This window comes from Dyadobacter sp. NIV53, from assembly GCF_019711195.1.
In the GTDB taxonomy this organism is placed as follows: Bacteria; Bacteroidota; Bacteroidia; order Cytophagales; family Spirosomataceae; genus Dyadobacter.
The window spans coordinates 6592926-6616749 of the sequence record NZ_CP081299.1; the positions used below are offsets into that span (position 1 = coordinate 6592926).

At 40.9% G+C, this 23824-nt stretch carries 27 protein-coding genes and 1 pseudogene; 18 read left to right on the forward strand and 10 right to left on the reverse strand.

Annotated elements, in window-relative coordinates:
• Positions 1–99: 99 nt before the first annotated feature.
• From KZC02_RS26995 to KZC02_RS27050, 12 genes are all read left to right on the forward strand, one after another.
• Complete coding sequence (locus KZC02_RS26995) at positions 100–477, forward strand: YciI family protein (protein ID WP_221391507.1); 378 nt, start codon at positions 100–102, stop codon at positions 475–477.
• 21 nt (positions 478–498) lie between these two features.
• Complete coding sequence (locus tag KZC02_RS27000; protein WP_221391508.1) at positions 499–852, forward strand: YciI family protein; 354 nt, start codon at positions 499–501, stop codon at positions 850–852.
• Between the two features lie 448 nt (positions 853–1300).
• A complete protein-coding gene (locus KZC02_RS27005) occupies positions 1301–1516 on the forward strand; it encodes a hypothetical protein (protein WP_221391509.1) in 216 nt (71 codons plus the stop codon).
• A 66-nt stretch (positions 1517–1582) separates the two neighbouring features.
• The gene (locus KZC02_RS27010; RefSeq protein WP_221391510.1) at positions 1583–1762 is read left to right on the forward strand and encodes a hypothetical protein; all 180 of its coding nucleotides are present in this window, start codon (positions 1583–1585) and stop codon (positions 1760–1762) included.
• Positions 1763–1925: 163 nt separating this feature from the next.
• On the forward strand, positions 1926–2276 hold the full coding sequence (locus tag KZC02_RS27015; RefSeq protein ID WP_221391511.1) for a YciI family protein: 351 nt from the start codon (positions 1926–1928) through the stop codon (positions 2274–2276).
• Positions 2277–2481: 205 nt separating this feature from the next.
• Complete coding sequence (locus KZC02_RS27020; protein ID WP_221391512.1) at positions 2482–3150, forward strand: FAD-binding oxidoreductase; 669 nt, start codon at positions 2482–2484, stop codon at positions 3148–3150.
• Between the two features lie 38 nt (positions 3151–3188).
• On the forward strand, positions 3189–3884 hold the full coding sequence (locus KZC02_RS27025) for a DsbA family oxidoreductase (protein ID WP_221391513.1): 696 nt from the start codon (positions 3189–3191) through the stop codon (positions 3882–3884).
• Between the two features lie 205 nt (positions 3885–4089).
• Positions 4090–4941 carry an SDR family NAD(P)-dependent oxidoreductase gene (locus KZC02_RS27030; RefSeq protein ID WP_221391514.1) on the forward strand — a complete coding sequence of 284 codons (852 nt, stop codon included), beginning with the start codon at positions 4090–4092 and terminating at the stop codon, positions 4939–4941.
• A 98-nt stretch (positions 4942–5039) separates the two neighbouring features.
• Positions 5040–5855, forward strand: coding sequence for an oxidoreductase (locus tag KZC02_RS27035; RefSeq protein ID WP_221391515.1), 816 nt, complete (start codon positions 5040–5042; stop codon positions 5853–5855).
• Positions 5856–5909: 54 nt separating this feature from the next.
• Entirely contained in the window at positions 5910–6917 is a 1008-nt protein-coding gene (locus KZC02_RS27040) for a bestrophin family protein (protein WP_221391516.1), read from the forward strand.
• Positions 6918–7121: 204 nt separating this feature from the next.
• Positions 7122–8000, forward strand: a complete 879-nt coding sequence (locus KZC02_RS27045) for a pirin family protein (protein WP_221391517.1) — start codon at positions 7122–7124, stop codon at positions 7998–8000.
• 278 nt (positions 8001–8278) lie between these two features.
• Positions 8279–8722: a carboxymuconolactone decarboxylase family protein gene (locus KZC02_RS27050; protein ID WP_221391518.1), complete on the forward strand. Its 444-nt coding sequence runs from the start codon at positions 8279–8281 to the stop codon at positions 8720–8722.
• A gap of 122 nt (positions 8723–8844) precedes the next feature.
• On the opposite strand, the gene hmpA is transcribed toward KZC02_RS27050, so the two are convergent.
• On the reverse strand, positions 8845–10053 hold the full coding sequence (gene hmpA, locus KZC02_RS27055; RefSeq protein ID WP_221391519.1) for an NO-inducible flavohemoprotein: 1209 nt from the start codon (positions 10051–10053) through the stop codon (positions 8845–8847).
• Positions 10054–10243: 190 nt separating this feature from the next.
• On the opposite strand from hmpA, the gene KZC02_RS27060 reads away from it, so the two are divergent.
• The 4 genes from KZC02_RS27060 to KZC02_RS27075 all read left to right on the forward strand — a co-directional run bounded on the left by KZC02_RS27060 (position 10244) and on the right by KZC02_RS27075 (position 14411).
• Complete coding sequence (locus KZC02_RS27060; RefSeq protein WP_221391520.1) at positions 10244–10681, forward strand: Rrf2 family transcriptional regulator; 438 nt, start codon at positions 10244–10246, stop codon at positions 10679–10681.
• A gap of 119 nt (positions 10682–10800) precedes the next feature.
• Positions 10801–11673 (forward strand): AraC family transcriptional regulator, encoded by an 873-nt coding sequence (locus KZC02_RS27065; protein ID WP_221391521.1) that lies wholly within the window; start codon positions 10801–10803, stop codon positions 11671–11673.
• 109 nt (positions 11674–11782) lie between these two features.
• Positions 11783–13963: a molybdopterin cofactor-binding domain-containing protein gene (locus KZC02_RS27070; protein WP_221391522.1), complete on the forward strand. Its 2181-nt coding sequence runs from the start codon at positions 11783–11785 to the stop codon at positions 13961–13963.
• A 109-nt stretch (positions 13964–14072) separates the two neighbouring features.
• The gene (locus KZC02_RS27075) at positions 14073–14411 is read left to right on the forward strand and encodes a cupin domain-containing protein (RefSeq protein ID WP_221391523.1); all 339 of its coding nucleotides are present in this window, start codon (positions 14073–14075) and stop codon (positions 14409–14411) included.
• Between the two features lie 208 nt (positions 14412–14619).
• Here the strand turns inward: KZC02_RS27075 and KZC02_RS27080 are convergent, their stop codons facing one another.
• From KZC02_RS27080 to KZC02_RS27095, 4 genes are all read right to left on the reverse strand, one after another.
• On the reverse strand, positions 14620–15000 hold the full coding sequence (locus KZC02_RS27080) for a hypothetical protein (RefSeq protein WP_221391524.1): 381 nt from the start codon (positions 14998–15000) through the stop codon (positions 14620–14622).
• A 302-nt stretch (positions 15001–15302) separates the two neighbouring features.
• Entirely contained in the window at positions 15303–16148 is an 846-nt protein-coding gene (locus KZC02_RS27085; protein WP_221391525.1) for an SDR family oxidoreductase, read from the reverse strand.
• Between the two features lie 147 nt (positions 16149–16295).
• A complete protein-coding gene (locus KZC02_RS27090) occupies positions 16296–17123 on the reverse strand; it encodes an AraC family transcriptional regulator (RefSeq protein WP_229253830.1) in 828 nt (275 codons plus the stop codon).
• 234 nt (positions 17124–17357) lie between these two features.
• Entirely contained in the window at positions 17358–17738 is a 381-nt protein-coding gene (locus KZC02_RS27095; RefSeq protein ID WP_221391526.1) for a hypothetical protein, read from the reverse strand.
• Positions 17739–17974: 236 nt separating this feature from the next.
• On the opposite strand from KZC02_RS27095, the pseudogene KZC02_RS27100 reads away from it, so the two are divergent.
• Positions 17975–18676 (forward strand): annotated as a pseudogene (locus KZC02_RS27100) (nucleotidyltransferase domain-containing protein).
• Positions 18677–18783: 107 nt separating this feature from the next.
• On the opposite strand, the gene KZC02_RS27105 reads toward KZC02_RS27100, so the two are convergent.
• The 5 genes from KZC02_RS27105 to KZC02_RS27125 all read right to left on the reverse strand — a co-directional run bounded on the left by KZC02_RS27105 (position 18784) and on the right by KZC02_RS27125 (position 22511).
• Positions 18784–19545: an OmpA family protein gene (locus tag KZC02_RS27105; protein ID WP_221391527.1), complete on the reverse strand. Its 762-nt coding sequence runs from the start codon at positions 19543–19545 to the stop codon at positions 18784–18786.
• 49 nt (positions 19546–19594) lie between these two features.
• Complete coding sequence (locus KZC02_RS27110) at positions 19595–20596, reverse strand: glycoside hydrolase family 43 protein (protein ID WP_221391528.1); 1002 nt, start codon at positions 20594–20596, stop codon at positions 19595–19597.
• 110 nt (positions 20597–20706) lie between these two features.
• Positions 20707–20913, reverse strand: coding sequence for a hypothetical protein (locus KZC02_RS27115; protein WP_221391529.1), 207 nt, complete (start codon positions 20911–20913; stop codon positions 20707–20709).
• 239 nt (positions 20914–21152) lie between these two features.
• The gene (locus KZC02_RS27120; protein WP_221391530.1) at positions 21153–21674 is read right to left on the reverse strand and encodes a hypothetical protein; all 522 of its coding nucleotides are present in this window, start codon (positions 21672–21674) and stop codon (positions 21153–21155) included.
• 135 nt (positions 21675–21809) lie between these two features.
• Positions 21810–22511, reverse strand: coding sequence for a DUF6090 family protein (locus tag KZC02_RS27125; protein WP_221391531.1), 702 nt, complete (start codon positions 22509–22511; stop codon positions 21810–21812).
• Between the two features lie 364 nt (positions 22512–22875).
• Here KZC02_RS27125 and KZC02_RS27130 point away from each other — a divergent pair, with 364 nt between their 5' ends.
• Positions 22876–23757 (forward strand): AraC family transcriptional regulator, encoded by an 882-nt coding sequence (locus tag KZC02_RS27130; protein ID WP_221391532.1) that lies wholly within the window; start codon positions 22876–22878, stop codon positions 23755–23757.
• Positions 23758–23824: the final 67 nt, after the last annotated feature.

Genomic DNA, 23824 nt, shown 5'->3' on the forward strand with positions numbered 1-23824 from the left:
TTTTGGCACAGCCGAAAGCCCTAAATAATGTAAATATTGCTAATACGCAGGTAAGACCAATCTTGTAGCCATAGATTTTAATCTACGGAAAACGGAAATATGAAAACTCAAATTTTCCATTGTAATGAAACAACCACCATGAGCGAGTTTGTATTAGTATTTCACAAAGATCATCGGGTCAAAGAAGTACCACCGTCTGAGGAAAAAAAACAGATGCATCTTAAAGATTGGCACGATTGGTTTCGCAGCCTTGCAGCTCAGGACAAACTGGCAATCCCGGTCCAGTTCTGGGATCCGGAGGGAAGAGTCTTAAAGCCAGACCATTTGGTAACGGAAGGCCCATACACAGAAATAGAAAAGTCAATAGACGGGTTAATCGTTGTAAAGGCAAATGATTACATTGAAGCCAAAGAAATCGCAAATGAATGCCCGGTTTTGGAACTGGGAGGAACTGTCGAAATCCGGATGGTGAATTGAATAAATATCACGTCAATTACAATGAAGGTAGAAAAGATGAATGAGTTCCTGTTGGTATTCCGCAGCGATTACGATACAAAAAGGCTTCAGCTTTCAGCCGGGGAAATGCACACCTATTTAAAATGCTGGGACGACTGGCTGGATTATCTTGCAGCTCAGAATATACTGGCAAGGCCTTTTCAAAGCCTGGATGATCAGGGAATGATTCTAAATCCAAACCATACTATGGAACGTGGCCCTTATTTTGAACTGAAAGAATCCATTACCGGACTGATTGTGATTAAAGCAATGAATTACGAAGAAGCATTAAAAATTGCTCAGGACTGTCCGATTTTGGAAGTGGGTGGAAATGTGGAGATCCGTCTTGGTAATTAAGGAAAAACCATACGTGCAAATGCGGGTAACAGAAGCAGGATTATTTCACCCGGTACTTATGCAGAGTTTTAATTGACGTAATACAGTGTATGTTGCCGTCAACTGACTGAATACAGTTAAAAACGAACCATAGAAAATTTTTTAAGTTTCTGATAAACAACAGGTTGTATATTTGGCACGATTATTAAATATATAAGTAAGACTCGCCTGATTCACAACTTAATAATTTGTAGCCCGACTGTTTCCTGTATGACTTGCAATCCACTTTTACAAATGATCTTCCAGTCAGAAAACTGGAATAACCGTGTGAGCGAATCAGTGATTAATGAAAAGCAAAACACCAGATTTCAAATACGTATATAGGATTGCGGTAATTTCAAAGAAGGATGCTTTAAATTTCATTGCCCGATACAATCTTAATATCATTATCTAACCTTAATCAATTTATATGAAGACTTATCAGCTTAGTATTCTGAACGGGCAGGACTCCGACAAAGTAATGAACGTGCTTAGCGGACTGGTGATAGCCGGGATGATTGAAATAAAAGAAAATGTCGAAAGTGCAGCAGCGCCAAGTTACGACCAGATGGAGGAAATGATTGATGAATCTGAACTTGCACCGTATTATTCGGAGCAGGAGGTTAGGAACATTCTTCATTTATAACCAATACGTTTTTCCACTTTACAAAAAATTAAATACATCAGTTTCATACGTTTAACTACTTAAAAAATGAGCGATTTCATACTATTTTCTGATTGGGATTCGGCCTGTGAAGATGCTGGTCATGGGCCCGAACACAAGCCAGGTATTATCCAGCCTTTTCACGAAATGAATACCATGGAAGGCAGTGAATTCCTGGACGATGCACTCCGGATGACAGAACAGCCACTTGTAGCTGACGGTTTGTGAGTTTTAATTTATTAAACATTGCAGCGATTTCTTTTTTATTGCTATCGGCAATCGTGCAAAATCTCATCCCATGCATCGATTTGATAGCCGACCGCCTATTAACCATCAGAGTTTTATAATAATTTTTTTACAATTCATTTCTAACAATTAAATCATAATCAAAATGAGTGAGTTCTTATTAGCAATCCACCGTGACATCACCAGTACAGATGCAACTCCTTCACCGGAACAAATGAAATCAGCAATTAAACCATACCAGGATTGGATTGCCGGCATTGGTGCTCAGGACAAACTGATCGGTAATCCAAAACGTTGGGATCTGGATGGCCGGTTTGTTAAAAAAGGCAATACTGTAACGAATGGTCCTTATGCCGAAGTGAAAGAATCAATTGGCGGTTTATTTCTGATAAAAGCGAACGACTATGATGAAGCCGTAGAAATCGCAAAAGGCTGTCCGATAATTGAATATGGTGCCGTTGTTGAGGTTCGTATGGCCATCCCGCCGGTTCAATAATCTGCTATTTCAGGTAATAATGTCCTTGCCTTTAGCGGGACTTTATTACCTGACTTTTACACGATCACACACTGCGGAATTTTAGTACAGTTTATTAAGGTTTTTATCTGGTTGTGAGGTTATTAACTTAATCCATCGCCAAGATAAGCGTTGATATAAAAATCGTAAATTTAAGAAGTATTGACACTATTAAACCTTAACAGAAATGGCAAATTATAAAGTAAAAGTGCTTGATGTGAGGCCTGTGACACATAATGTGCATGCATTTACGATCGAAAAACCCGAAGGCTTTAATTATGTTCCGGGCCAGGCAACGGATCTGTCGATAGTTAAAGAAAACTGGGAAAATGAGAAACGGCCGTTTACATTCACTTCATTACAGGAAAGTGATTTTCTGCAATTTACCATTAAATCATATCCTGACCGGAATGGCGTTACTAACCAGCTTTTATATGTTGAGCCTGGTGATTATTTCGAGATCAGTGATGCCTGGGGAGCGATTGAATACCAGGGTGAAGGCGTTTTTCTGGCGGGCGGTGCAGGAATAACTCCGTTCATTGCGATCTTTCGCGATTTATATTCACGTAATAAGATTGGGAATAATAAACTTTTCTTCTCGAATAAAACGACTGCGGACATAATTTTAAAGGAAGAGTTTGAAACCATGCTCGGTAATAATTTTCATAAAATCATATCAGCCGAAAATGTTGATGGTTGTTATTATGGAAGAATTAACAAAGGATTTCTACAGGAAAATATTACAGATTTTACCCGGCATTTTTATGTCTGCGGCCCTGATCCTTTTATTGCTTCCATTTTAGATGCTTTGCAGGAACTGGGAGCGCATGCAGAGACGCTTGTATTTGAAAAGTAAATCATCATCGTAAATATTTTAACATTAACCTACTTCCTATGAAAATTGAAATCTGGTCCGATATTGCCTGTCCATATTGTTATGTTGGCAAAAGTCATTTAGATACGGCACTTCAGCAATTTGAATTCAGGGATCAGGTTGAGGTCTTACTGCATAGCTTTGAACTGGAACCAGATATTGCTGAAAATAGCGGCGAAAGCCAGCATGCTGCTGTGATGCGGAAATACCGTCAATCGGATAAACTTGCCCGGGAAACGCTGGATAGGGCGACATCTGCTGGCAAAGCGGTCGGAGTGGTGATTGACTTTGACAAGGTAATCACCACCAACACATTTAAAGCACATCGTTTGATCCGGTTTGCTGCTATGGAAGGCAAGGAGAATGAGATGAAAGACCGGTTATTCAAGGCTTATTTTTCGGAAGGGAAAAATATAAGTGATATATCGGTTTTGAAAGAACTTGCTTCGGAAACCGGAATAGATGCGCGGCTGGTTCTTGAAAATGATTTGTTTTCGGCACAGGTTCGGAAGGATGAAAAAGATGCCCGGTTGTCAGGCATTCGCAGTGTACCGTTTTTTCTGTTCGATTCGAAGTATTCAGTTTCCGGTGCCCAGCCAATAAGTACTTTTTTGGAAGTATTGGAAAAAGTCTGGAGTGAGAACGTGCCACTTCGTACTGGTACTCAAATAGAGAACGGTTGCTCTGATGGGGTTTGTAATGTCAATTCGTTATAATTTGTTTTTTAAAGCAGGCTGCTGCCTGATATGTGGCGCAAAGTCAGGATAGAGATTTACTTCCAAATCATAGTTATGGAAAAAAGAATCCTTGGCGACTTTCTATTTTCTGGTAATAAATCAGGCATTCATCACTTCTCATTATTCTTTTAATAATCAGCCGTTTATCTCCAAATATTTTTGAACGGTAAACAAAAATTCAATCATGAAAAAAATAATTGTAATAACTGGTACCAGCAGTGGTTTTGGTACGCTGATGGTCAGGACATTTTCAAATGCCGGCCATATTGTAATAGCTACTATGCGAAATGCGAATACCAAAAATAAAGAAATTGCAGATGAACTCGGAAGTTTGCCAGGCGTTGAAGTGGTGGATTTAAATGTAGCCGATGATACTTCTGTAAAAGAGGGCGTGCAACATATTTTGGGTAAATATGGCAGGATTGATGTGTTAATCAACAACGCTGCGATCCAGGGAAACGGCCTTTTGGAAGCACATAGCATTGCCCAGATAAAAAAGATCATGGATGTGAACGTTTATGGCATTTTACGTTTGTACAAAGAGGTCCTGCCTGCTATGCGTACACTTCAGAATGGTTTGATCATCAACATATCAAGCAGCTCCGGCCGCGTTTCAATTCCGTTTCAGGTGCCATACAACACCTCAAAATTTGCCATTGAAAGTATTACAGAAGGAGCTTATGAAGAGCTGATCGGACAAGGTATTGAAACAATACTGATTGAACCCGGCGCTTTTTTAACAGAATTATATGCAAAAGAAGGCACCCATGCAGACCGGGCGGATATCCTGGAATCTTATGGAGACGGTACAATAAAAATGATTACCGGTTTCAGTGAAAAGTTTGGCGCAACCTTAATGAATCACCAGCCCGATATTCAGATTGTAGCAGATGCAGCACTAACTCTTGTAAATATGGAGAAAGGAACGCGGCCTTTACGAACGCCGATTGATCCTATCGCCGGTGGTTTAGAAGTGGAATACAACGACGCGACTTCTGAAATTAAAGGGAGATGGATGAAAAAGTATGTTTCGTAAGGCCTCTCGCCTGCTTTTCGGAAAAGTAAAAACCGGCGAAACAAAGATCCGCCGCCAGGTTACTTTGGAATGAATTCTGTACGCTAAAATTCTGTAAAATGAACGATCAGGTTGTGTTAATAACCGGAGCATCTTCCGGTATGGGAAAAGCGACTGCGGAGTTGCTGAGTGCAAGTGGTTACAAAGTATATGGCGCTGCGAGACGAACAGAAATGATGCAGAGCCTGAAAGAGGCCGGCATCAGGATCCTGCAAATGGATATCACCGATGACAGCAACATACAACTCGGAATCGATGAAATCATGAAAAGAGAAGGCCGCCTGGATATCCTGATCAATAATGCGGGTTTCGGTTTATTCGGAGCAATTGAAGATGTACCGATGGAAGAGGCCCGATACCAGATGGAAGTCAATGTGTTCGGGCTTGCCAGGCTGACGCAGCTCGCACTGCCCCAGATGAGAAAGCAGAAATCAGGCATAATTGTGAACATTACATCAACCGGCGGAAAGTTGTCGAGCCCGCTGGGCGGCTGGTATCATGCCAGTAAATATGCTGTTGAAGCGTTGAGCGATAGTTTGAGAATGGAGGTCAGACAATTTGGAATTAAGGTCATTGTGATCGAACCCGGTGCGATAAAGTCGGAGTGGGGCGATATTGCTATGGAAACTCTGAAGAAAATTTCAGCGGGAAAAGCATATAGTCCGCTTGCCGGAAAAATTGCCGGAATGTCACAAAAGCTAAAACCCAAAAATGAAGACCCGGAGGTAATTGCCAGGCTGATACTGAAAGCAATCGGCGCTAAAAATCCGAAGACAAGGTATCATGCGGGTTATTTATCAGGAACAATATTATTTCTTAAAAAGATATTGACCGACAAACAATTTGACAAACTGATGCTCAGCCAGATGAAATAAAATCTGACTATACCGGCAAATTTTAATTAAATATTACGGCAAACAGTAAAGGCCATGCATGCAGGTAAATCCTATAAACTTTCAGAATTTTTATTCTGGACCCGAAGAAGCATTTATGTACTGATTATTTTGGGAATAGTACCCGTTTTCTTATATCATTTTGCTGGCTTGAAATGGTTAAATATTCCCTGGCCGGTTGTTGCGCTTTTGGGGACAGCAACTGCATTTATTGTTGGTTTTAAAAATACCCAAACTTATAACCGGACTGAGGAGGCCCAGCAAATTTGGACTACTATTCTTAATCTGAGCAGGGCATGGGGCCTTGTTAGCAGGGATTATTTTGATAATCCGGCGAAGACAAAAGATCTGATTTATGGGCATCTTGCGTGGCTTACCGCGCTGCGTTACCAGATGAGGGAACACAGGATCTGGGAAAGTACGGCCAAAAAACATAATGCGGAATACAGCCGGTTTTATTCTATTCCGGAAAAAGAAATGCCGTTAAAGAAGGAACTTGCAAAATACCTTTCAACCGAAGATTTAACATACATTCTCAAAACAGGAAACAAGGCCACGCATATCATGGGACTGCAAAGCCGGACTTTAAAAGAACTTTACCGGAACGAACAAATTGTGCTGCTTCAGTTTGTGGAAATGGAAAGAGGAATTAAGGAGTTTTTTGTACAGCAGGGTAAAGCTGAACAGATAAAAGATTCGCCCTATCCGAGACAATACGCGATTATTAATACGCTTTTCGTACGTCTGTTTTGCTTGCTGCTTCCCTTCGGAATGCTCAAAGAATTTGAAAAACTGGATGAGCTGGTCGATGGTGTGATGAAAGGCCAGATGGTTTGGCTCGTTGTTCCTTTCAGTATTATGATTTCCTGGATGTATACTTCGTTGGAGCAGGTTGGAGAAAGTACTGAAAATCCTTTCGAAGGAGGTGCAAACGATGTTCCGATATCCCAAATGTGCAGGAATATGGAAATTGAACTGAGAGAATTTCTTGGAGAGACTGAACTGCCGTTACCACTTCAGGCTCAGAATAATATTATTCTTTAACAGCACCTGGCCGTCGGTTTTTGGTTGTCGGCAACCGGCTTTCGCATTCCTGGAAGTTCAGATAATAAAATTGCCTGATTTTTTCATTCCGGAATTTATCTGAAACCCGGCAATATCCTCCGACCGCCAACCACAGGCCGCCGACCACCGACTGCCGAACGCCGACTGCCGACCGCCAATTAATTACCATTAACTATCTATACTATGAACAATTTACAAATTTCCGCAGTGCTTCAAACTAATAATACGGGAAACAGCGAGTTTTCGGCAAGAAAAGTCCGTGGTGCTTATTTCAAAGGACTTATGGATCCATTGATAGGATTTGACCATTTTCAACTGACTAATGATGTTTTCGGTGCGCATCCACACGCAGGAATGTCGGCAATCAGTTATTTATTTGATGATTCTGTGCCTTATCATAATCTGGATTCGATTGGGACCGACCGCATGATCACACCTGGAAGTATGATGTGGACCTGGGCTGGCAGCGGCGTTGTACACACCGAATTTCCCGTACCGAACGGCGGAAGAGTACACGGTCTTCAGTTGTTTGTGAACATACCTGCTCACAACAAGCAGCATCCGCCACAAAGCCTATTTGTTGATCGTTCAGATATTCCTGAAATTTCCGAAGCCGGTTTGAAAGTAAGAGTCGTTAGCGGTAGTACAGGCAGTACTGTCAATGCTGCCCAAACGCCTGATAAACTGACTTTCCTGCATATTTTTATCTCGGCTGGTAAAAGTTTCACACACAAACTACCCAAAGGCTGGACCGGAACCATCTATACAATCATTGGAAGTATTAATTTCGAAAATACAACCGGTTCATTGAAATTAGGCTCAGGAACGGTCATTTCCGTTGGATTATCAGACAATGACGAAGATTTAACTTTCAGCGCAGATGACGACAGTCAGGTTATTTTATTAAGCGGCGAGCCCTTAAATGAAGAAATTTTCTCATCCGGTGCAATGGCAATGAGTTCACCTGGCGAGCTGGGTAAAGCAATTTCAGATTTTGAGGAAGGGAAAATGGGTTTTATCAAGGTGCAGGGAGAAAACAGGAAAGTAGTGCTGCCGGTTTAATATATCGTTTTGTATTCGGCAGTCGGTAATCATCCAAAATTTCGTTTCCTGCATCAATTTGACATCCGAATACCGATAGCATTTTAAAAGAGTTCGTGATATGTCTCTTTAATTCAAATATTTGTAACAAGATTATGAATAGTAGCCAATGAATATAGGATCCTGCCGCTTAGTGGCTACCTGTTTGTAGCAACATGATTAATCCAAAAACATAACGTGCCGTAGGTACGCAACGCGTAAGATTTTTTCAATCACATAATTTTTAAACCAGCACTAAAATGAGCACAAGACTTTTGATTCACAAGGCGTATCCTGATGGTTATAACGCTTTAAACGCAATGGATAAAGTAATTAAAGAATCCGGTATTGATAAGTGGTATCAGGAATTAATTAAGATCCGAGCTTCGCATATCAACGGATGTGCTTTTTGTTTAGACAAACATACCAGGGATGCGCTGCTGCTGAATATTAATCCCAGAAAAATAACGCTAATACCCGTTTGGCGGGAAGCAACTGACCATTTTACGGAAGAGGAGCAAGTGATTCTCAGACTTACCGAAGAGATTACTTCAATTTATAAGGATGGCCTCAGTGATGACGTTTATAACGAAAGTATTCGCTTGTTCGGCGAGGGACTGACGGCACAACTAATAATGGCTGCAACCGTAATCAATGCCTGGAACCGAATTGGTGTTGGGCTCAAAATGCAGCCTAAGTTTTAAGTCAATAGAATATCCGTAGCACGGCCGATAAACCAAGCGTGATTTAGTCCTCTGGTTTCAGCCGTGCCACGGATATTCTTCAACTTAAGAATAACTAAGAAATACTACCCTTTCATGTTAAGCTATAATTGCAGCGTTTGCGGGCCGAATTCTTCAAAGTGAATAGCTTCTTTGCTGATACCTTTTTCAATGAGTTCCTTATAATGTTTGGTGATAAAAGGGCCCGGGCCGCAGATATAATATTCTGCATCCGCAGGAAGAATCCCGCTGTCAAACTGACTGAGATCAACCCAACCTTCGTAAGTATTGGCCGAAACGTCGTTATCCTCAATCCGGTCATAAAAAATGTGTTTTTGCAGGTCTTGTTTTTCATCCGACCAGTAATCAAGCACTTCCCGGAAAGCATGCACTTTTTCATCACGACAGCCGTGAATCCAGGTTTTTTGTTTTTTGCTTCCGCTCTGTATCAGCTTTTCAAGCATACTGATCAATGGTGTCTGACCAACGCCGCCGCTGATAAAAACAACCGGATGGTCACCATCTGTATTGAGTATAAAATTACCGGCTGGTGCAGAAACTTCAATAATATCTCCTGAATTTAAAAAATCATGCAGCCTGTTGCTGATCATTCCATCCGGATTAACATTGGCTGAGCTTTCCTTTTTTACCGAGATACGGTAATATTCCCCATTCGGAGAACTGGAAATACTGTACTGCCGCGGTTGCAAAAGATTGAGTTCAGGTATGAAAAGCCGGATGCTGATGTATTGGCCGGGAATAAAATCGGCCACCGGACCCTGATCGGCCGGGTACAAATGAAACGAAGTAATTTCAGCGGATTCAACGATCTTTTCTTTAATTATGAATGGTTTCCAGCCACTCCAGCCGCCTTTCTTTTGCACCTGTTTGCCATACAAATGGCTTTCGTGGCCCGACATGATGCTTGCCAGCTGATTGTAGGCGACTTCCCAGGCATCCAGGATATCGGGTGTTGCAGCTTCTCCCAATACTTCGGAAATAGAAGCCAGCAAATGTTTTCCAACAATAATATAATGTTCAGGCCTGATATCAAGACTAACATGCTTCTGGCTGATTCCATCAACCGCAGGCATTAAAACCGCGGGATTTTCAATATTTTCTGCATAAGCCAGAATCGCCATTGCAAGGGCAGTTTGTTGTCTGCTGTTTTGCTGATTGGCCATATTAAACACATTTTTTAGCTCAGGATTTCCCTTAAACATGCGTTTGTAAAAATAATCAGTCAGTAAAACACCGTTTTCTTTCAAAATCGGTACTGTTGCTTTTATCAGGTTTTTTTGATCTGTGGTCATTGTTTTTTTGGATAGGATTTTCGTGTAAATGGCTTTTGACGAACAAATATAAAACTAAATAAATAATAAAAGATCTTTTTATCTTTTACTATTTTACCTGGTGTTAACTTTGCTTTTCTTCCTGAATTAATAAAAGAGTTTTATGTCTTAATTTGTTTAAAAAGTTTATATTTACTACAAACAGATAGTTATGATTTTTTCCAAAACATGTGAATACGCGATAAGGGCTGTAATCTTTATTGCGCAGAAATCAGAAAAAGGGGCGAAGGCAGGAATCAGGGAAATCGCTGAAGGAATAGATTCGCCTGTACCATTTATTGCAAAAATTCTTCAGGATCTGAGTAAAAGAGGATTGGTACAGTCGAGCAAAGGGCCAAACGGGGGTTTTTATGTTGATGACGATGGGCTGAAAATAACTCTGGCAGACATTGTAAAAGCAGTTGACGGGGATAATATTTTTACCGGATGTGGTTTGGGACTGAAAAACTGCTCGGAAACAAAACCTTGCCCGCTTCACAACGAGTTCAAGGTGATCAGAACCAAAATACAGGTAACACTCAGTTCAGCTACGATCGGAGAATTTAATGAGAGCCTTAATCTGGGACTGAGTTTTATTAAAGAAAGGTGATTCTGGCAGGATTTTCATTTCGCAAAAAATTGAATAATTGAAAGGTAATAGGAGTGCTTTTTCCATATATGCCCTTTATTAAAACCAGATTAGTTATTTGAATTATTTAACTTTGTGTCATGGAAGATCAACTGGTTTCTACAATATCCGGGTTTAATACGAATGACCTTAAACTGAAAGGTTTCAAAGTGTATGAAATAGAAACGGCTGTGAGCCCGGTTCCTAAATACAGCCGGAGAGACTTTTACAAGGTTTGTATGATTACCGGAAAGACGCTTATTCATTACGCCGACAAGGGAATTGAACTGGACGATACATTTTTGTTTTTTGCCAATCCGCATATTCCATATTCGTCGGAAGTATTATGCCCGGAGCAAACCGGTTACGCCTGCCTGTTCACTGAAGAATTTCTTAAAACCAACGACCGCTCTGAAAGTTTACAGCAATCGCCTTTATTCAAACTGGGTGGTACGCCATTATTTACGCTGGATCAGGAGCAAAAGGAGTTTTTGACCACGATATATAAAAAGATGCTTAAAGAACAGGATGCTGATTATGTGTATAAGGATGAGCTGGTTCGGAATTATATTAACCTGATTATCCATGAAGCTTTAAAGCTGGAACCATCCGATAATTTTTTTGTACATAAAAATGCTTCGTCACGTATTACTTCACTTTTTCTTGAATTACTGGAGAGACAGTTTCCGATTGAAAGTCCGGTTAGCCCGCTGATTTTGAAAACCGCGCAAGATTACGCGGCAAGGCTTTCTGTGCATGTCAACCATTTGAACCGTTCAGTCCGGGAAGTAACAGGTAAGTCCACAACAACCCTGATCACCGACAGGATTATCATTGAGGCAAAAGCACTTTTACAGCATACCGACTGGAGTATCGGGGATATCGGTTACGGCCTTGGGTTTGATTATCCCACACATTTTAACAATTATTTCAAAAAAGCCACTGGTGTTGTACCAAAGTCAGTTCGCGCATAAATTGTTTGAAATCCTTACTTTTCTGTTTGTAATCCGTTAACCGGCTTGTTTTTGGTGTAGTATATTTGTGCTGATTTCATTGACACTCTGCTTCCAGCTACAAAATTTTATGAACAGTTCTTCCAAACCATTGTCCCGCCGGGATTTTCTGCAATACGCCGGTTTGTCTGGTACAGCCTTGTTACTTGGCCTCTCACGCTCCTCGGCAGGTACCGACAAATTGGAAATTGCCTCTGGTACCTCAGCTGATTCCATTCAATTTACGCCTTACATCCGAATTGATCCAAAAGGAACTATAATTATTTATAATACAAGGCCGGAAATGGGGCAGGGTACATTCCAGTCTGTTCCGGCATTGATCTGTGAGGAACTTGAAGTGTCGCTGGATCAGGTTACGATAAAACAATCGAATGGTGAGAAAGAATTAGGAAATATGCAGCGTGCTGGCGGCAGCGCATCCATTCGTACCGGTTACATGGAGCTTCGGAAAATAGGTGCCGCGGCAAGGGAAATGCTGGTACTCGCGGCAAGTACAAAATGGAAAGTGGATGTGGCCAGTTGCAAAGCAGAAGCTGGCAAAGTGATCCATATTCCCACACAGAAAGTTTTAACCTATGGAGAATTGGCACAGGAAGCATCGTTGCTGGAAATTCCAAAAGAACCGAAATTAAAGGACAAAAAGGACTTTAAAATTTTAACAAAGGACATAAGAAGGCCGGATGTTCCTATGAAAACAAATGGTACCGCCGAATTTGGTATTGATGTGGACGTGCCAGGTATGGTTTACGCTACCATTGCCCGATGTCCGGTTCTGGGCGGCACATTAAAGAGCTTTGATGCCAGCGAAACCCTGAAAATACCTGGCGTTGAAAAGGTCGTGGAAGTAGAAAGAACAGTGGGGAAATATCATTATGTGGGTGTTGCTGTAATAGCCAATAGTTACTGGACTGCAATAAAAGGGCGAAAATTGCTTAAAATTAACTGGGATACCAAGGGTTATGAAACTTTCAGTTCAGCCAAATATGAAGAACATCTGAGGTTACTGGCTGGCCAGGAAGGTTTATTGGACAAAAATGCTGGCGACGTTGAAAAAGTAAATTTACCAGCTGGCCGAATTGTAAGTGCTTTTTATGAAACGCCGATGGTGGCGCATCATACTATGGAGCCGGTCAACTGCATAGCGCATGTACAAGGCGATAAACTTGAAATCTGGACATCCACGCAAGTGCCTTCCACACTAACAGGGAGCGGGCCGGATGATTTGCACAAACACACAGGTTTTGCTCCGGAAAATATAAAACTGCACGCTAAATTTATAGGCGGGGGCCTGGGACGGAGACTATATATAGACTACATCATTGAGACTGTCAATCTGGCAAAGCAAGTCGGTAAACCTGTGAAAGTGATCTGGTCGCGTGAGGATACAACCGTAATGGGGCCATTCCGACCTATGACTTTTTCACAACTGCAAGGCGGCATTTCAGAAGAAGGTAACCTGGTGATGTTCCAGCATAAAGTGATCAGCCCTTCCTACTTTGATTCACTCCAAAGCAATTGGGATAAAACCAAGGTTGATAAAATAATGGTGGAAGGCATTGCGGAGCAGGCATACGAAATTCCCAACCTGAAAACGTCGTACGTAAGGGCTGATTATCATGTTCCGGTTGCAGCCTGGCGGTCGGTCACCAGTTCAACTTTATCTTTTCCACACGAATGCTTTATTGATGAGCTTGCGGCAAAAGCCGGCCGGGATCCGTTGGCTTTCCGGTTGGCGATGATGACCAAAGATTCCGATGCAAAACGCGTGTTACTTAAACTGAAAGAACTGAGTAACTGGGATAAACCACTTCCAAAAGGCAAAGCCAGGGGTATTGCGCAATGGGAATTTTTTGCAGGGCTATGTGCACAGGTTGTTGAGATCAGCATGCAGAATGACGGCTCGATTAAAGTAAACAAGGTCATTGCCGTTATTGATTTGGGTGAAGTTGTGAGTCCTGATAATGTACGAAACCAGGTCGAGGGAGCTATTGTGATGGCTCTTGGCGCGGCGACAAAACCGGGAATTACCCTGGCAAATGGCAAAGTGCAGCAAAGTAATTTTCATGATAATCCGGTTTTGCGTATCAACGAAATGCCAGCGATCGAAGTACACATATTGGCCGAAGGAGGAAAAGTAAAAGGTGTTGGTGAGCCTGGATTGCCTCCGTTTGCTCCCGCGCTGGGCAACGCTATTTTCGCATTAACAGGCAAACGTGTTAGAAAAATGCCTATTGATCTGGCGAATGTGTAATATTCCAATCCACCAGGTGTGATGGCAAAGTAACGCCTGAGTAAACGGTAGATTATACAGATAAAAACAATTTCCGTTAAGAAAGAAATATAGGTATAAACCAAAAATCATGAATCAAACAGATAAAGAACAAACTGCTATACCCGAAGGTGCAACTCAGGCGCCTTCCGATTACTTTACTGGTACTGCGTGGATCAAAACAATGGTACCCGCCAATGACGAAACGGATTGCACAGTAAGCGATGTCACTTTTGAGCCGGGAGCGAGAAATAATTGGCATACCCATCCAAACGGACAAATTTTGGTTGCCACTTTGGGCACTGGTTATTATCAGGAAAAGGGCAAACCGATTCAAATTCTGCAAAAAGGCGATGCCGTTAATATAGCGCCTGATGTCTTGCATTGGCACGGTGCTTCTCCTGACAGCCGTTTTACACATTGCCATTAATCCAAATGTGAGTAAAGGCGGGGCCGTAATATGGTTACAGCCGGTTACTGATGAGGAATACCTGGGAAAAGTTTAAAACCTGTAGAAAATGAGACCAGCAATTTCAGCTTTTATATTAGGGAACATTTACATTAATATCCTTCGATTAAGATCAAAAAAAATGGCTTCCGGAAATGGAAGCCATTGCAATCTAAATCTGTAATAAAGCTTATTTAATTGCTAAAACTCTTTCCGACGTTTTTTCTGTCAATACGAAAGATTTAATCTGTTTTTCACCTTTGCTGATGATTTCAATTTCATACTTGCCGGTAGATAGTTCGTCCACATTCAAAACACGGCTGAATTTCTGGATTTTTTTACCAACCAGTTCTTCGTAAACAATTTGCCCGTTTTCATTTTTAAGTAAAAGTATAGTATGAGCATCAGCGCTTACTTTATCAACGTGCAAATTGATCTTACCACTTTTTGTTGGGTAAATACTGGTACCGAATCCCATTGATTTTTTGGTTTCTTTGTCATCAGCATTTGCGGAGAAAGAAGCAGCAATAAGGGCAATAGCAACAGCGAAGGTTTTGATTGAATTTTTCATGGCTTTGTATATGTTTAAAATTTGATCCGCTAAGCGGTTTGTTTATCTAAAAGAACATGACAAATGTAATGGCTATAACAGGTACTATGTATAACAATGTACACGAGTGGTTGTGAATTGGTGACGAGTGGTAGGAGTGGGAGAGTGATTATTTAATACAGCTGGAAAGTATTTCGGCTTCATGTAAATTATCTTGGCAATTACTAATCTTTTAAAGTTAGAATGACCACCTTATGAATAAAAATGAGCCGTTTCTTGCTGTTTTTATTCATAAGGTGGTCTGTATGATTTCAACTCCGGACTTAATCACCAAACGCCAGTGAGCCTGATAGTTCGCGATAGGCTTCTATCTCCTGCTGAAGCATTGCGATCGTTTGCTCGGCTGTACTAATTGCATCAGCACCGGCAATAAAGCGAAGTGGAGGTACTGGTTCATTGGAAAGTATGATCAATGCGTCGGCTAATTTAGCCGGATCGCCGGATTGCTGTCCGTTAGCGCTGGCCCAGAACTGCATTTGCTGCGCTCTGCCCTCATCATAATCTTCGATCTTGGATTCCGCATAGGCCGTAGACTCATCGGTAAGAAGTTCGGTGCGAAAAAAACCAGGATTAACAATGGTGGTGTGGATACCAAATGGCGCTATTTCCAGCTGCATGGATTTCATCCAGCCATCTGTACCAAACTTAGATGAAGCATAGGCTGTGCAAAATGGAATACCTACCAGGCTTGCAGTAGATGAAATTGTAATGATATGGCCTGATCTTTGGCTTCGCATTGTTGGCAGTACAGCGCGTGTTACTTTCATTGGGCCAAAAAGGCTGGTCGCTATTTGTTTCTCGATCTGTTCTATCGATAGTTCTTCAAAGTAACCTGCGTAGAAACTGGCAGCATTGTTGACCAGCACATCTATCCGCCCAAACCGTTCAACTGCCGATTTAACAGCTTCTACCGCTTCTGCCACATTGGTAATATCCAGCTTCACCACCAATAAATTTTCGGAGTCACCAAGCGCATTTTTTACCTTTTCGATATTTCGCCCTGTTGCAACTACTTTATTTCCGGCAGCAAGTGCGGCCTTTGCAATGTCAACACCCATTCCGCGTCCAGCGCCGGTAATAAACCAAACTTTTTCTGTTTTCATCATCATTTTAATTTTGCATCATTTCTATTAATAAGAGTTTTCCGACCATTTGAAGACCGAATAAACTGCAATGCAAAATTATAGTGGGAGGGGAAAGGGTGGTTAAAGGTATTCAAACAAATGATTAATACATTCAAACAACTGTATCTGAATCTAAGCCAATTCTCCTCTCAGAGAAGTCGGTGTAATACCTGTTTGTTTTTTGAAAAAGTTATTGAAGTAAGTAGGGTATTCGTATCCAAGGCTATACGAGATCTCAGCTACGTTCCAGTCGGTATGTGTGATCAACGCTTTTGCTTCGGCGATGATGCGCTCGTTCAAATGCGCTGTTGTGGTTTTGCCGGTTGTTTCTCTTACTGCCCGGTTCAGGTGGTTGACATGAATAGAAAGCTGTTCAGCAAATTGGTTGGGTGTACGAATGGTTAGTGTCCTTTGGAGATCCACAGGAAATTGTCTGTCAAGCAATTCCAGAAACAGGGATGCAATCCGGGTTGAGGCATTCTGAGGCTCGATACAGCTGGTAAGTGGCTGCATTTTCACTGCCTCGTGCATGAGTATATGCAGATGGTTGCGCAGCAGATCGAATTTGTGCATATACTCCGAATGAAACCCCTTGTGCATGTACTGGAATATCTGCAATATATATGTCACCTGTTCAGGGCCCACGTAATAGACAGGATTGGCCCCCAGCTTGAACAAAGGTGAATTTTCGAGAGCCAGGTCGGCATTGGTTTCTTTCAGGAAATCTTCTGTAAACAGGACGAAGTAGCCTTTTTGTTCTTCCGAAATCGGTTCCCACGAATAGGGGACAAGCGGGCTGGAAAATAAAAGCGCGGGTTTATCAATCATGATGCTTTTATCCGCGTATTCCAAACGACTGGTACCGAATTGCAGCGTAATCTTGTAAAAATCCCTGCGGTTGTATGGCACAGGCCGCCCTGAAATCATCGCATTGATAAATATTGAACTTGCTGCCGGCATTTGGCAATTTATTTCCAAAAAAGTCCTGAACAGATTCTGGTTTTCTCATGATGCTGCATTAATGTATTCAAATAATTTCTGTTACAAAAGTAAAGGGTTTAGTTTGAATTTTGAACCGATTCGAAGAACTTGCTCGCATCTTGTTGCTGCGATTGAACGGGTGATCAACAAAAAATGGCTTCCGTTTCCAGAAGCCATCCTGACTTTCGACTTGGAAAGTCCCGGTCTAAAACCTTACTTAATCGCTAAAACTCTTTCAGTTTTTTGTTCCGATAATTCGAAAGATTTAACTTGTTTTTCACCGTTGCTGGTTACTTCAATTTCGTATTTACCTGCTCCCAGTTCATCTACATTCAGAGTACGGCCGAATTTTTGTTGTTTTTTACTGACTGTTTCGCGGTAGATTACATCGCCAGATTCGTTTTTAAGTAAAAATGTAGTAGGAGTTTCTGCGCTTGCCTTATCTACAAGTAAATTGATCTTGCCACTTTTTGTGGTGTAAATTCCAGTTCCGAATCCGGCAGATTTTTTGGTTTCTTTATCTTCTGCATTGGCAGTGAAAGAAGCAGCAATAAGAGCAAAGGCAACAGCGAAAGTTTTGATTGAATTTTTCATGGCTTGTTTTATTTGAATGTTCGGTCCGGTACTCCGGTTATTTTTTGTAATTGTTTATATCTAAAAGAACATGACAAATGTAAGTGCTATGGAAGGTACTATGTATTACAAAGTACACAAGTGGTTATTGTTCGGTGACGAATGGTTGGAATAGGAGGGTGATATCTCAAAGTCTTACCTTGAAAAATATATGAGTTGCGTTTATTTATATTAACCACATGACGTTCCACTGAACAATGACCAGCGAAATACAAAAAGAGCTTTTAAGACTTGAAATTCAACATGATATTAAAATTTTATACGCCGTTGAAAGCGGTAGCCGTGCATGAGGTTTTGCATCGACTGACAGTGACTGGGATATAAGATATATATATGTTCACAAACTGGATTTGTATTTAAAAATAGATACCGGGAGAGATAACCACGAAGAAATTTTGCCGAATGAAATTGACCTTGCTGGTTGGGAGTTGAAAAAGGCTTTGCGGCTTTTTAGAAAATCAAATCCTGCAATGTTAGAATGGTTAAGAAGTCCTATCGTTTATTTACAACAATTTTCCACTGCAGACAGACTTCGGAATTTGACAAAGGAATACTTCAGTCCCAAATCTTGTATTCATCATTATCTTCATATGGCAGAAGGCAATTTTAAAGAGTATTTATTAAGGGATACAGTAAGAGTAAAAAAGTACTTTTATGCTTTACGGCCAATACTTGCTTGCGACTGGATTAGGGAAACAAACACGATGGCGCCCATGGAGTTTCATAAACTTCTGGATACCCAGGTGAAAGACCAAAATGTCAGGAAAGAAATCCAAAACTTGCTGACCAGAAAGATTGCAGGTGAAGAGCTAAATGAAGAACCTAAAATTCAAATTCTTAATAACTTCCTTGAACAGAAAATTAAGTTTTATAGTGATTACGTTAAATCATTAGAGTAAAACATTCAACCCAAAACGGAAAGTCTTGATGAGTTGTTTAAACAGACCATTTTTGAGGTTTGGGAGAAAAGTGACAATTTCTAATGAATTCGTTGTTAACAGCTATCCTAATTATCCGCGGCCATCCGAATCACCACACGCCTGTTAAACCTACGGTTTCTTTCACTATCATTCGGTGCAGCGGGACGGGTGCTGCCATAAGCCTTGTTCCTGATTCTGGCGGGGGAAATATTATTGGCCATCAAATACTGCCTCACAACACTTGCCCGATCAACTGATAATTCCATATTTCTCTCCGCGTCACCTAAATTATCCGTGTGACCGGCTAATTCGATTCTAAGGATTTCGTTTCGGCTGGTAAAGTCAAGAACACGTTCCAGTTCCTGTTTGGATCGGGGAGACAGATTGGTACTACTTTGCTTGAAGTACAGAACCGAGGTAATGTCATCACGCAATATCGGATGAGACATTTCTGAAACGTTATTAATATTTAGTTTTCCATCCAGCTCAGTTGTGTCATTTGTTTTAGGCGTGAGATAAAACGCTTCGATCCCATTAATTTCACTGGCTAATATTGATTCGGTCAACGTCTCATACCCTTTGGCATAAATGGAAAAAGTTGTCGTGTCAGTGACAGGTATTTTAAATTTATAGATTTTGTCTTCAAATATGGGAACGACCGTATTTTCTTGTTTTTGGCTGACAATGAATATCTTAGCATTGACAGGTTTGAAGGTTTCCTTGTCGAGCACGCGCATCGTTACCTGGGATATAGAAAAATTTTGCTGATTTCTGCCCGGTTCAACCTGGCATTGTGCAATCGTTGAATATAATATAGTGAAAACAATGATGTACATGAAAGTCTTCATAGCATTTCATTTTAGTTGTTTTAAAACCGTCATAATCCCGTTCTGAGACTCAAGGCAAAAAAGCCTTCCCAATCATCAGTTTATCACCGGAAAGATCTGCTTCAAACAAATGAGGAACACGAACGGTACGTCCTTTTACGCTTTTATGGCTATGAACGGACATCAGTAATTTACCATCAAAAGTTTTGAATAACATACCATGCCCGAAGTTTGGAGGTGTGATTGGATCCTTTTCCTGAATCCAGGGCCCATCCAGGGTGCCGCTTTTTGAATATACAACGCCCTGGGTATAAACGTCATAAATCCAGCTTGTCCAGATCATTCCCAATCTACCTGTTTTGGTATTGAAAAGGAAAGGGCCGTCGGTCACTTTATTTGGTTTGTCGTTTCCGTTTTTATCTTTTTCCCGGCTCCATGGCGAATCGCTGGCACGAAACAGGAGCTTACCTTCACCAATTGAGCCGCTCAGATCAGGTTTTAGTTCAATTTTTTCCATCGTACCATTCCTGTTTTGCAGCCATTCATAACAATAAACCATATAAGGCTTTTTATCCTTGTCAATCCAGAAAGTTCCGTCCAATGTTGGCTTGTCGGCAGGTAAATATGTCGGATCATTCATCGGAACATACGGGCCGTCCGGCTTGTCACTTACAAGCACGTGAGAGGCACGGCGTTCGATGACATTTCCATCAACAGTATCAATCTTGACTGCCCGGTTGGTGAAGGTCGCAAAATAATAATACTTGTTTTTGTATTGGTGAATTTCAGCTGCCCAAATCATCGGTTTTGGGCCCATCCACGATTCAGGATCGGTTTGAGTAATCTGGTATGGCCCGTCCCAGGCTTTAAGATCTTTGCTTTTCCATAATTTTCCACCTGTCCCGGTCATGTAGTACAGCCGTGTTTTGCGATCTGCAAGAATATAAGGGTCGCTCAAAGTAATGGAATCCAGCGGAATGCCTTTTCTGATCCCGACTGGTTTCGGCTCCTGCGCTTTCGATTGGTATGGGAAAATCAAACAGAAGAATACAAGAAGTCGGATATTTTTCATAACGGCGTTTTCGTAGAGGTTTCAGGCTTAAATCTACTAAAATTATCTTGTCTCAGTATTCATTTAAATCTCTTCACCAGACATTTAAATTGCAGTCTTTTTAACTCCGATCAAACGCATTCGAGGGGTTTTTCTGCTATTCCTCCATTTTCTGCTTCATATTGATTCAGCGCATAAATATTTCCGGCACCAATCTCTCCGTTCTCCAATTTAAACGGCAGCAGAATCCGCAGGTAACCAGTTCCCTCGAACTCATCCGGATAACTCCGGTATTCTGTCATTTCATTGGAAAAGAGAATATATAACGGAATTGTCATCCGTTCCTGGCCATTAGCACAAATCCATTATATCCTAAATCGGTGCCCCATCCCTTACTTTCTAATTTGGCACTGATTGTTCCTTCGTTCCACCTACTATGGATCATTTCTACTTTGGCGTGATTGGGGCGGCCCGGAGTTGCAGCTTGGTAGCAGTCATTTCACTATTTTGGTTGATTGTTGATGATGGATCGCTAGCTTTTGCTTTCGAATTTTATTCAACCAACGATAAACGAATACTAGCTTTCTGCTGAAAAGCTGCCTTTATCAATGGAACGTTGAATGATCCTGCTTTTTATCCTGTTTACCCTTGTCCGGTCTTCACTATTTTCCTCAAATGAATGGTTTTGAGCCGGATTATGTACGGAATCGTCCAAAAACTGATGCTGGGTAGTTGATTCGTCATTTTCAGGAAAATAACTTCCCGATGTTTCATTCACATCAATTGCTCCATTTTCGTCCAGTATTCCGGCTACCTGTTCTGCCTCTTCACTGGTATCCGTGTGGACGGTCACAATTGTCCTGTGTCTTCCAGCCTCTGCATAATGAGTAATATCCTGATGGTCTGCGCCAAACAAATCCCGGAAGAAAGTGGTGATACTGTCTATCAGATCTTGTTCTTTTTCCTCAGCATTCGAGGCCTCGGATTTATATGAGGCTGTTTTGATATTAACCTGTGAAAATCCATGTGTCAGCAAATGGCCCTGTGCCGTTTGTGCTTGTTCTGCTTCTTCGAAAATTGCAATTACTGTGTTCGCCATGATGATCTTTTTGATTTTATGTAATGTGCATTAAGCAAAAATCACGCCGGGAGGGTTATTTTACTTAGACAAAGAAGGAATCAGATAGCATGATGCAGTGACAATACGGCACAGTACAAAGCGTGAAAGTCGCAACTACTTTTTCAATTCCCTGATTATCTCTTCCTGCAACTTCTTTATTTTTACTTTAACCACGGAGTAATATTGCAGCATAAAACGACGATTCTTTTCAATTTTCCAAAGATCGACCATCAGGATTTTTTTCTCGTTTTCAGGAATTTTAATAGGGGAGTTAATGCCATTAATATCTCCTTTTTTATCAAATGTAAAGTTAGGAGCCAGAGACCTGTTAAACTCATTGAAGTAACTTTCCTGAAACTGTATTTCAGAGTAGTTCTCTTCTAATTTTCGTAAGGCATTGTAGTCATACTCATAAAGGGAAATGATATTTGATCGTAGCGAGTCATTTTCTATGATTTCCAGCCCCTTTGATTTTAAGGTTTCATATCCGGATGTATTTTGAACGGAAACAAAATCCCTGAACAAATTGAAATAAAGAAAGGCCGGAGAGCTGGTTTTGATTTGGGGTGTAGTAATTAAATTTCTAAAAAATTTAGTTGCTTCAAGTCCTTGTTTGTGCCCCATTTCGTTGATATTGATGTCATCGAGATCCTTTACCAGCCCATTGCTGATTTCTGTTAATATCTTGATTTCCGTTTGCTGGTCTTTTCTGTTTTCTTTCCAGTTGTCAAGCGCAAATGCTGCAAAAATTCCAATAAATATTGTTAAAAATTCAAATGCGTATTTTTTTAAATTCTCTGATCTTTCGCTCTCCATAGATTATTTAAAGGGGGGGGTAATTAACTGTTGTATTTTCAAAAATACCGGCTCAACTAATTTGCATGGTCGATTTTGTATTTCCGGACAATTTAAGTTTTGATCAAATAAGCAAATTTTTCCGAAAGACTCAAAATTCATTGTAGGTCTCGGGCAAACGCATTTAATATCCTGCCTCGTTTAAAACTGTTTACGGAAGCATTATTGGTGATATTATATTTCAATATGTTTGAAATCCTTACTTTTCCGTTTGAATGTCGTTAACCTGTCGCTTGTGGCGAAGGCTACCTTTGTATTGGTTACAATGGCCGTTAATTATTGGGCATCGTATTGATTCCTTATTTGAATTCCTTAATTCCATACCATGGCAGCTGACATTCTTTCCAAAGCATCAGACTTCAATACAAATGACCTTAAACTGAAAGGTTTTAAAGTATACAAAGTTGAAAGCGGTGTAAATGCAGTTCCAACCTACAACCGTCGCGACTTTTACAAGATCTGTCTGAATACGGGAAAAAATGTGATCCAATATGCGGACCGGGGTATTGAAACGGAAGGCAGCATCCTGTTTTTCGGAAACCCGCATATTCCTTATTCCTGGGAAATCGTATCATCATCGTACAGTGGTTATGCCTGCGTTTTCACAGAAGATTTTTTAAAAACACACGCACCAACCGAAAGCCTTCAGCAGTCTCCGTTATTTAAGATTGGGGGCACACCGATATTTTATCTGGATGAAACGCAAAGAAGTTTTCTAACTACCATATTTGAAAAAATGCTTTCAGAGCAAGGAAATGAATATGTTTTTAAAGATGAACTGATCCGGAATTATATTAACCTGATGATTCATGAAGCTTTAAAAATGCAGCCATCGGCGAATTTTTTTACACCCAAAAATGGATCGTCACGCCTAACCTCTCTTTTTCTTGAACTATTGGAACGCCAGTTTCCGATCGAAAATCCGGGACAGTCACTACGCCTAAAAACGGCGCTTGATTTCGCAAATGGTTTGTCTGTACACGTGAACCATCTCAACAGATCAGTGAAAGAGATAACCGGCAAACCCACCACAACACATATTTCAGAGCGTGTAGTGAACGAAGCAAAGGCACTTTTGAGGCATACGGACTGGAGTATTTCAGAAATTGCCTATGCGCTTGGTTTTGAATATCCAACCTATTTTAACAATTACTTCAAGCGCATAACCGGTACAGTACCCAAGTCATTAAGAATGCAAAATGTTTGAAATTATTACTTTTCTATTTGAATGTCGTTAACAGGAAAGCGATAAACTGGACGAACTTTGTAATATA